6 protein-coding genes are annotated in these 6622 nt (G+C 60.8%); 3 read left to right on the top strand and 3 right to left on the bottom strand.

Features of this window, described 5'->3' with window-relative positions; all coding sequences use genetic code 11:
* Window positions 1–329: 329 nt before the first annotated feature.
* The 3 genes from aspS to J2T60_RS07315 form a co-directional block, all read right to left on the bottom strand.
* Window positions 330–2129: an aspartate--tRNA ligase gene (gene aspS / locus J2T60_RS07325; protein WP_253447494.1), complete on the bottom strand. Its 1800-nt coding sequence runs from the start codon at window positions 2127–2129 to the stop codon at window positions 330–332.
* A gap of 544 nt (window positions 2130–2673) precedes the next feature.
* Window positions 2674–3351 (bottom strand): DUF502 domain-containing protein, encoded by a 678-nt coding sequence (locus tag J2T60_RS07320; protein ID WP_445376045.1) that lies wholly within the window; start codon window positions 3349–3351, stop codon window positions 2674–2676.
* Window positions 3348–3641, bottom strand: a complete 294-nt coding sequence (locus J2T60_RS07315) for an FmdB family zinc ribbon protein (RefSeq protein ID WP_253447491.1) — start codon at window positions 3639–3641, stop codon at window positions 3348–3350. Before J2T60_RS07315 ends, J2T60_RS07320 begins: the two co-directional genes overlap by 4 nt.
* Window positions 3642–3901: 260 nt before the next feature.
* On the opposite strand from J2T60_RS07315, the gene J2T60_RS07310 reads away from it, so the two are divergent.
* The 3 genes from J2T60_RS07310 (at window position 3902) to J2T60_RS07300 (ending at window position 6603) form a co-directional block, all read left to right on the top strand.
* A complete protein-coding gene (locus tag J2T60_RS07310; protein ID WP_253447488.1) occupies window positions 3902–4777 on the top strand; it encodes an SDR family NAD(P)-dependent oxidoreductase in 876 nt (291 codons plus the stop codon).
* Window positions 4774–5220, top strand: a complete 447-nt coding sequence (gene nudB, locus J2T60_RS07305; RefSeq protein WP_253447485.1) for a dihydroneopterin triphosphate diphosphatase — start codon at window positions 4774–4776, stop codon at window positions 5218–5220. Before J2T60_RS07310 ends, nudB begins: the two co-directional genes overlap by 4 nt.
* A gap of 177 nt (window positions 5221–5397) precedes the next feature.
* Window positions 5398–6603: an HD-GYP domain-containing protein gene (locus J2T60_RS07300; RefSeq protein ID WP_253447482.1), complete on the top strand. Its 1206-nt coding sequence runs from the start codon at window positions 5398–5400 to the stop codon at window positions 6601–6603.
* The last annotated feature ends 19 nt before the right edge of the window (window positions 6604–6622 follow it).

The following is a 6622-nucleotide window of genomic DNA, read 5'->3' as shown; positions in this document are numbered from 1 at the left end:
ACGGACCCCCCTGCGGGCCCGCCGGCGGCCGCGATTAGAGGCAGTTGAAGCCTTGATCGCGGCGGACGCCGCTCCCACAGCTGGAATCAAACAAAAGCATCCGCTTTCATTTCCTCTGTGTATCTCTGCGGATTCTCTGAGACCTCTGTGTCATAAAATCCAAGCCCGGACGAGTCAGCTCAGTCTCTATATCCCCGCCAGCCCTAAACCTTAATCACCCTTCGCGTCCTTCTGCCTTTCTTCGTGTCCTTCGTGTCAGGCTTTTAAGATGGTCGGGGCCCCTGCACCAATCGCGGATGAATCCGCTCCTACGGCGTAGGCGGTTCCAATCATTCTGCCTTGTTGCTGTCGCCTTCCGGCTGGGCGGTTTTGCGCAGGCGGATGCCCAGTTCACGCAGCTGGGCGTTGTCGATGCGGCCCGGGGCGTTGGTGAGCGGGCAGGAGGCGGTCTGGGTCTTGGGGAAGGCGATCACTTCCCGGATGCTGTCGGCACCGGCCATCAGCATCACCATGCGGTCCAGACCGAAGGCGATGCCGCCGTGGGGCGGGCAGCCGTACTTCAGGGCGTCCAGAAGGAAACCGAACTTCTCCTGGGCCTCTTCCTGGCTGATCCCCAGGTAATCAAAGACCGCCGACTGCATTTCGGTATCGTGGATACGGATGGAGCCGCCACCGATTTCCGAGCCGTTGAGCACCATGTCGTAGGCCCGGGAGATCAGTTCACCCGGGGGGGTGTCCTTGAGGGCCTGGGCGCTGTCCACCCGGGGGGCGGTGAAGGGGTGGTGCAGGGAGTACCAGCGGTTGTCCTTCTCGTCGAACTCGAACATGGGGAAGTCCACCACCCACAGCGGGCGCCAGCCGGCTTCCACCAGGCCGCGATCATGGCCCAGCTTGACCCGCAGGGCACCCAGGGCGTCGTTGACCACGGTGGCCTTGTCCGCGCCGAAGAAGACCAGGTCCCCGGCTTCGGCCCCGGTCCGTTCCAGGATACCGGCTACGGCCTCATCGGAGAGGAATTTCAGGATGGGTGACTGCAGGCCTTCCCGGCCCTGGGTGGGATCGTTGACCTTGATATAGGCCAGGCCCTTGGCCCCATAGCGGCCCACGAACTCGGTGTAACCGTCGATTTCCTTGCGGGTCAGCTCGCCGCCCTTGGGCAGGCGCAGGGCGGCCACCCGGCCATTGTCGGCCTTGGCCGGGCCGGAGAAGACCTTGAATTCGGCATCCGCCACCAGATCGGCCACGTCCACCAGCTCCAGGGGAATCCGCAGATCGGGCTTGTCGGAGGCGAAGCGGCGCATGGCTTCGGCATAGGTCATGCGCGGGAAGGGTTCTTCCAGCTCGATGCCCATCACATCCTTGAAGACACCCCGCAGCATGGTCTCCACCAGACCCATGATCTCTTCCTCGGACATGAAGGAGGTCTCCATGTCCAGCTGGGTGAATTCCGGCTGGCGGTCGGCGCGCAGGTCTTCATCCCGGAAGCAGCGCACGATCTGGTAGTAGCGGTCCACCCCGGACATCATCAGCAGCTGCTTGAACAGCTGCGGGGACTGGGGCAGCGCAAAGAATTCGCCCGGATGGGTGCGGCTGGGCACCACATAGTCCCGGGCGCCTTCCGGCGTGGCCCGGGTGAGCATGGGGGTTTCCACGTCCAGAAAGTTGAGATCGTCCAGATGACGGCGCAGGGCGGAGGTGACCCGGGCGCGCAGGCGCAGGTTCTTCTGCATCGACGCCCGGCGCAGGTCCACATAGCGGTACTTGAGGCGCATGTCCTCGCCCACTTCCTCGTCCTGGTGGAAGGGCGGGGTCTCGGCCTTGTTGAGGACCGTGAGTTCCAGGCCCAGCACTTCCACCTGGCCGGTGGGGAGCTTGTCATTGGTGGTGCCTTCGGGGCGACGGCGGACCCGGCCTTTCACCTGGATGACATATTCGCTTCGCAGGCGCTCGGCGGTGGCAAAGACATCTTCCCGGTCCGGATCGAACACCACCTGCAGCAGACCTTCCCGGTCGCGCAGGTCGACAAAGATCACGCCACCATGGTCGCGCCGGCGATGTACCCAGCCGCATACCGTGACTTCCTGGTCCAGAAGGGATTCATCCACCTTGCCGCAATAATGGGATCGCATGCGCGAAGCTCCCGCTGTCTTGAATGTTGAAAGGAATTGATTGGGCTGTCGGGAAAGCACCGGTCATCACCGGCCTGGCGTCTTGGCCGGGCGGGCTGCCGGGACGCTGCCGCCGGAAAGACGGCCAGAGGGCCCGAAAGGCGGGAATATTACGGTTTGGGCGCCTATATCGCAAGTTTCACGCCGTTTTCGGAGCCTGATTCTCGTGCTCAACACTGGGGATCTATGCCAACCAGGAAAAATCGGACACGAAGGACACGAAGAAAGGCAGAAGGACACGAAGGGGCAATGTTATGGGCTTAGGGGGTAGGGAGCGTGGTTTAATAACGCGGAGGCCACGGAGAAACGCGGAGAAAACGGAGCAAATCGTAGGAGCGGATTTATCCGCGATTGGCTTGCGGAGGGGCACGGGGGGCGATCAAGGTCTAATCGCGAATGAATTCGCTCCTACGGTGGGGCGGTGCCTACCTCCCCCTAACCCCCTTCGCGCCCTTCTGCTTTTCTTCGTGTCCTTCGTGTTAGATTTTCTGGGCCAAAATCCGGCTCAACGGTCCGGATCTGTAGCCTTGCGTTCCAGTTCCCGGGCGGCGGTCTGGCCATCACCCTGCCAGGGTGGGACGACCACGCCCAGGGAGATGATCATGCGCAGAGCCTCGTCCACGGTCATGTCCAGTTCGATGACCTGGTCGCGTGGAATCATGAGATTAAAGCCGGAGGTGGGGTTGGGCGTGGTAGGGACATAGACACCCACCACATCGGTGCCCGTGCGGTACTGGATTTCACCCAGATTGTTGTTGGTGACGAAGGCCAGGGCCCAGGAGTTTTCGTGGGGGTAGGGGATCAGAACCGGTTGGCGGAAGGCATCACTTTTGCCCGAGAACATGGTCTCGGCGATTTTTTTGCTGCCGGAATAGATGGAGCGGACCACGGGAATACGGTTAAGAATCCTCTCGCCCCATTCCACCAGCTTGCGGCCAAAGAAGTTGGCCGCAAGCATGCCGGTGACTAGCAGCACAGCCAGGCTGAGCACGATGCCCAGCCCCGGGATGGAGAAACCGAACAGGTTCTCGGGCTGGATGGCATCGGGGAGCAGATTCAGGGAGCGGTCCAGCAGGTTGACCAAAAAGCGCAGGGCGAAGAGGGTTACCCCGATCGGCACCAGCACCAGAATGCCGGCGACGAAATAGCGCCTGAGTCTAGCCAGCAGGCCCAGATCCTTCACGCCGTTTCAGCCTTCCTGTTGCTGCTCTTTTTGTCCGAGCCGGTGGAACTGCCGCTATCCGACTTCTTATCGGCGGTTTTGCCGTCCCCCGCCAGATTTCGCTTGTTTCCCTTCTTGAAGTCGGTTTCATACCAGCCCGAGCCGGCCAGGCGGAAGGCGGTGGCCGAGACCAGCTTGGTCAGGCTTTCCGCCTCGCACTGGGGGCAGGTGGTGAGCGGTGCATCGCTCATTTTTTGCAGGGCTTCCAGTTCGTGGCCACAGGCCTGACAACGGTATTCGTAGATCGGCATGTCCGATTCCTCACTCGTAATCTTTGGGCCAAGACAATGGCCGGTCCGGCATCCGGAGGCGGCCATTGTTGAGCAATTTAGGGGTCGCAGCTGGAAATACAAGTGGATTATACCCCGAGCCATGAAGATTCCGCCTCTTTTGGGCCTGGATGAGGGGCTTTTATTGCCTATGGCTATCGGATTCGGGCAGGTAGTCGCGGTACCATGAGTGGTGACTGTCCGGGCAGGACATCGATGACTCATGGTTGGGGATAGACAGAATGCAGAATGACAAGGCGATGGTTCCAAGCGCTTCCGGTGAGAGTCGGCCCAGCGTCCTGATCACCGGATGCTCAAGTGGCATTGGTGAGGCCGCGGCCCACCTGCTGAAAGATCGGGGATGGCGGGTTTTTGCCACCGCCCGGCGGACGCTGGATGTACATCGCCTGGAGCGGGCCGGTTTCGAGGCCCTGCAGCTGGATCTGAATGATTCCCTGTCCATCACTGTGGCTGTGGATCAGGTGATGGAGGCCACCAATGGCCATATTGATGCCCTGGTGAATAACGGTGCTTTCGCCATACCCGGGGCTGTGGAGGATCTGTCCCGGGCGGCCATGCGGGCCCAGTTCGAGGCCAATGTCTTCGGCACCATGGAACTGACCAACAAGATCCTGCCCCTGATGCGGGATCAGGGGCCCCGCGGGCAGGGGCGGATTATCATGATCAGCTCCATATTGGGTCTGGTGGCCATGCCCTGGCGGGGCGCCTACAACGCCAGCAAGTTCGCCCTAGAGGGCTTTACCGACACCCTGAGGATGGAGCTGTCTGAGACCGATATCCGGGTGGTCAGCATTAATCCAGGGCCGGTGGAATCCCGTTTCCGCCATTCCGCCTTGAGCAATGCCCGCCGCTATATCAAGCTGCGCGACTCCATTCATGCCGAGCAGTATGCCCGGCTGGAACGGGAGAATACGGCGCCGAATGGCAAGCTGCCCGGCTCCGTGACACCGGATGCCGTGATGCGTCGTTTGCTCAAGGCTCTGGAATCCCCTCGTCCGAAACCTCGCTACTATGTTACCCGTCCGGCCTATGTGCTGGCCTTTCTGCGGCGCCTTCTGCCCACCGCCTGGCTGGACCGGATTCTGAGAAAGTTGTGAGCAGCAGCTTGAAACGGCCCGAATCGGTGCTGGTGCTGGTCTACAACCAGGATGCCGAGGTGCTGGTGTTGGAGCGTTGCCAGCCCAGGGGGTTTTTCCAGTCCGTCACCGGCAGTCTGGAATGGGGAGAATCGGCCCCGGCGGCCGCCGCCCGGGAGCTGGAGGAAGAAACCGGCCTGTCCCCGGTCCCAGCCCCACGGGACTGTCATTTGGACGCCTATTTCGAGATCCATCCTGCTTGGCGGGATCGCTTCCCACCCGGAACCCAACAAAATCATGAGCGGGTCTTTTGCCGGGCAGTCCAGGGGCGGCCAGCCATACGCCTGAACCCGGAGGAGCATGTCAGCTGGCAATGGATGCCATTTGACCGGGCCCTGGCCAAGGTCAGCTCCCACAGCAATCGCCAGGCGCTATGTCAGGTGATCCCCCTGCGGATGCGATGAATGCCCCATGGCCGCTCTCAACGGACGGCTATCGCCTGGTCCGGGGCCTGGTAGAACACGGCCGTCTCCCTTTTGGCTATAGTGATAGCATGGCTGCATGAGAGATAGTGCAGAGCGCGTCAGGGCTGGGCGCGAAGACATCGCGCTTCTGGCCAGTATTGGAAGGAAGTGGCACTGATGGAACACAAAAAAGTCCCTGTTGCTGATCTCAAGATCGGGATGCATGTGGCGGAACTGGATATCCCCTGGCTGGAAAGCCCCTTTTTATTCCAGGGCTTTACCATTCAGGACGAGAAGGAGCTGGCCCAGCTGCGAGAGAGCTGCGAGCATGTATTCGTGGATGTGGAGAAAAGCGGCGACATCGATGTGGCTGAGCTGGAAGAGATGGCCGCGTCTGATCGTCAGAAGTCGGCTTTCAAAACCGATTTCAGCGAGGAAGTGGTCCGGGCCCGGAAGGTGGTGGATGCGGGCACGGAACTCGCCGATAAATTGCTGAATGATGTTCGCCTGGGTGAGAGCATCCGCAGCGAAGAAGCCCGCGCCGTGGTCTCCGAGCTGATTGTCACGGTATCCAATAACCCCAATGCGGCGCTGTGGCTGACCAATCTGCGTCAGAAACATGAATTCGTTGCCGCCCACAGCATGAACACCTGTGTCTTGGCCGTGGCTTTTGCCCAGCACCTGGGTTATGAGCGTGAGGCGCTGGAGCAGATTGGTATGGGCGCCATGCTGCATGATATCGGTCTGATGCGGACGCCCCGGGAGATTCTGATCAAGGAAGGGGCGCTGAGTGAAGAAGAGTTTGAGGTGATCAGCCGCCATCCCCGCGAGGGCTACAATGTACTTCGCCTGGTGCCCGGTATGTCCGAGACGGTGTTGAATATCGTCCGTTATCATCATGAGCGCGTTGACGGTCAAGGCTATCCCAATGGTTTGTCCGGTGAAGCCATTCCCAGGGAAGCCTTAATCGTTGCCCTGGTGGATGCCTATGATGCGCTCACCAGTCCCCGCCCCTATACGGACCGACCATTGCCCCCGCATGATGCATTGGGCAAGCTCCGCGAAGTGGCGGCGACCTCGTTCGGCGGGGATTTGGTGGAACAATTCATGCGCTGTGTCGGTATCTATCCCGTGGGCAGCCTGGTGCAGCTCAACAGCGGTGCCCTGGCTGCGGTGGTTTCCCATACCCAGCGAACCCGCCTGCGGCCGGTGGTCATGATGCTCAAGGATGGGGACGGGGAGCGCTACAAGAATCGCCCCCTGGTCAATCTGGACACTCTGGTGGAAGGGGTGGATACCGAACGCTGGCGCATTGTCGGGGTGCGTGATCCGGAGGATCATGGCATCGACATGAGCGAACTGGCGGATATCCAGGGTCGTTGAGTTTTAGCCGAAACCAATT

The sequence above is a fragment of the Natronospira proteinivora genome (genome assembly GCF_024170465.1).
Lineage (GTDB): Bacteria > Pseudomonadota > Gammaproteobacteria > Natronospirales > Natronospiraceae > Natronospira > Natronospira proteinivora.
Note: the sequence above shows the minus strand (reverse complement) of the source record. Positions and strands in the feature narration are given on the sequence as shown.

Bases quoted from the DNA above. Each gene is read 5' to 3' on its own strand.
- aspS (WP_253447494.1), bottom strand. From the start codon at position 2,129: ATGCGATCCCATTATTGCGGCAAGGTGGATGAATCCCTTCTGGACCAG.
- J2T60_RS07315 (WP_253447491.1), bottom strand. From the start codon at position 3,641: ATGCCGATCTACGAATACCGTTGTCAGGCCTGTGGCCACGAACTGGAA.
- J2T60_RS07310 (WP_253447488.1), top strand. From the start codon at position 3,902: ATGCAGAATGACAAGGCGATGGTTCCAAGCGCTTCCGGTGAGAGTCGG.
- J2T60_RS07300 (WP_253447482.1), top strand. From the start codon at position 5,398: ATGGAACACAAAAAAGTCCCTGTTGCTGATCTCAAGATCGGGATGCAT.